Genomic DNA, 2,604 nt, shown 5'->3' with positions numbered 1-2,604 from the left:
TGGGGGCCGGTGGTGTAGAAGTGCTCCATGCTGAGGCGCCACACGCGCGGCGGCTCCTCCACGCGCGGGACGATCGTCTTGCGCCCGGTGCCGGCGGCGAGGAAGGCGCCCACGGCCTCCGGGTCGCCGATGGTCGCGGAAAGCCCGATGCGGCGCGGGTCGACGCCCGCCATGCGCGAGAGCCGCTCGATGAGGCACAGGCACTGGCCCCCGCGGTTGCCGCGCAAAAGCGAGTGGACCTCGTCGATCACCACGTAGCGCAGGTCGCAGAAGAGCCTGGCCACGGCGGAGTGGCGGCGCATGAGGATGGCCTCGAGCGACTCCGGCGTGAGCTGGAGGATACCCGAGGGCTTCTTCATGAGCTTGGCCTTGTGGGAGGCGCTGACGTCGCCGTGCCAGTGCCACACGGGGATGTCCGCCTCCCGGCAAAGGTCGGTCAGGCGGTAGAACTGGTCGTTGATCAGGGCCTTCGTGGGGCCGATGTAGATGGCGCCGACGCTCGCGGGCGGGTTCTCCCAGAACTCGGTGAGGATGGGAAAGAAGGCCGCCTCGGTCTTGCCCGACGCGGTCTGGGCGGTCAGCAGCACGTGGTCCTCGGTGTCGAAGATGGCCTCGCCTGCGGCCACCTGGATGCCGCGCAGGCTCTCCCACTCGTGGTCGTAGATGAAGTCCTGGACAAAGGGCGCGTACCGGTCGAAGACGCTCATGGCCGCCGCCTAGATGGTGAACTCGGCGAACTGCGGGGCCACGTCGGGCGCGCCGGGCGCCGCCGCGGCGAAGTCGCCCGACTTGAGCAGCGCGGCCAGGTCGGTTCCCGGGTTCTGACAGAGGATGTCCAGAAGCTCGATGAAGTCGCGGATCACCTCGCGCGGCGTGAGGTGGGAGTCGGCGCCCACGCGGCCGAACTCCGCCTGCAGGAAGCTCACCAGGTCCTCGGTGCCCAGGCTCCGCTCGTAGCCGAAGTAGCCCGCGTGGATGTCCGCGAGCTTCTCGGTGAGGACGAGGAGCTCCTCGTAGGTAAGGGGGTCTAAGTGGATCACCGGGGCAAGCATGTCCGTCATGCCCTCGCCCGCGAAGCGCCCCTGCGTGAGGCGGCTGCGCAGGGCCTCGTAGCTGAAGACGCCGCGGCGGCGGTCCTCGATGGACTGGGGCGTGCCGCCCATGATGATCCCCAGGTGGTGCGCCTTGCCCTGGAGGGTGTCGTTGTACATGGTGAGGATCTTCTCGTAGTTGTACTGGCGCGTGATGGCGTTCGGGATCTTGTAGAGGTTGACGAGCTCGTCCACGAGCACGATGAGCCCCTGGTAGCCGGCGCCTACGAGGAACTGGGCAAAGAGCTTGAGGTACTCGTACCAGTCGTCGTCGCCGATGCAGGCGTTGATGCCGAGCTCGGACTTGGACTCGGTCTTTGTGCGGTACTCCCCGCGCAGCCACTTTGCGCAGAGCGCCTGGCGCTCCTCGTCGCCCTCGAGGTAGGCGGCGTAGTAGGCCTCGAGCACGCGGCAGAAGTCGAAGCCGTGGACGAGCTCGCGGATGGGGGCGAGCGCCGCCTTGAGCGGGACCTGCGGGTCCGCGGCGCCCTCCGAGAGGTTGCGCGCCCAGCGCTCGAGCACGAGCGGCAGCGCGCCTCCCTCGGGGCGGGTCTTTGTGCTCAGGTTGCGGATGAGTTCCTTGTACGTGGCGAGGCCCTGGCCCTGGTTGCCCTGCAGGCGCCGCTCCGGCGAGAGATCGGCGTCGGCGACCACGAAGTCGCGCCCCATCGCGTGCGTGCGGATGGTTTGCAGGAGGAACGACTTGCCCGCGCCGTAGCGGCCCACGAGGAAACGGAAGCTCGCCCCGCCGTCCGCGACGAGCGCGAGGTCGTGGAGAAGCGCCTCGATCTCGCGCTCGCGTCCCACGGTGATGTAGGGCAGGCCGATGCGCGGCACGACGCCGCCCTTGAGCGAGTTGATGATCACGGCTGCGATGCGCTTGGGCACGCGGGGCTTCTCTTGCGGCATGGGCGGTCCTTCCTGCGTCTCTTCTGGGCTCCATGCTAGCATGAAGACGCGACAAGAAAAACACACGTTCGTATTTATTCGAGACCGAGGGCCTCCCGCACGTCGTCGGCGTAGTCCTCGATGACCTGCGGCGCGCCGTCCGGCCCGAACTCGAGCACGGTGTCGCCCACGAGGCCGAAGAGCTTCTCGTTTATGCCGTCGACCAGCAGGTCGACCGAGCCCACGGCCTGCGTAGGGCCGCCGCCGAGCAGCGCGGCGATCAATGCCCGCTCGTCCGTCGTAAGGTCGGGCCCAACGTCCTTACGTGGGGGCTGCCCCTGTACCTGGGGATTTGTCTCCATGCTCAAACAGTCCTCTTCGCACGGAGGCGCCACTGGCGCCTCCGGCTCATGCGGAACTGCGCGTGGAGACAAATCCCCAGGTACAGGGGCAGCCGCGACTCGGGCGCCGGTCTTTGCCGCGGCGAGGTCGCTGTCCGCCGGGCATGGAGACAAACCCTCCGCCCCGCCCTCGGAGGCGCAGGTCTCATCGCGTTCCTCGTCGATCAGCAGCGCCTCCTGCGTGACGCTCGCCGCGGCGCGGATGCCCGCGAGCTTAGAGAGGT

General features: G+C 68.3%; 3 protein-coding genes. All 3 read right to left on the bottom strand.

Annotation, left to right across the window (positions count from 1 at the left end; translation table 11 throughout):
* On the bottom strand, positions 1 to 707 hold a 707-nt coding region (locus ACT84W_RS09060), incomplete at its 3' end, for a DEAD/DEAH box helicase (RefSeq protein ID WP_444328971.1).
* 9 nt (positions 708 to 716) lie between these two features.
* Positions 717 to 2,000: an ATP-binding protein gene (locus ACT84W_RS09055; RefSeq protein WP_444328970.1), complete on the bottom strand. Its 1,284-nt coding sequence runs from the start codon at positions 1,998 to 2,000 to the stop codon at positions 717 to 719.
* 74 nt (positions 2,001 to 2,074) lie between these two features.
* On the bottom strand, positions 2,075 to 2,604 hold a 530-nt coding region (locus ACT84W_RS09050), incomplete at its 5' end, for a tellurite resistance TerB C-terminal domain-containing protein (protein WP_444328969.1).

This window comes from Paratractidigestivibacter sp., from assembly GCF_052362415.1.
GTDB lineage: Bacteria > Actinomycetota > Coriobacteriia > Coriobacteriales > Atopobiaceae > Paratractidigestivibacter.
The sequence above is the reverse complement of the archived record's forward strand: the minus strand, read 5'-3'. Positions and strand labels throughout refer to the sequence as shown.

Excerpts from the sequence above, each read along its gene's own strand:
- ACT84W_RS09055 (WP_444328970.1), bottom strand. The coding sequence starts at position 2,000 with ATGCCGCAAGAGAAGCCCCGCGTGCCCAAGCGCATCGCAGCCGTGATC.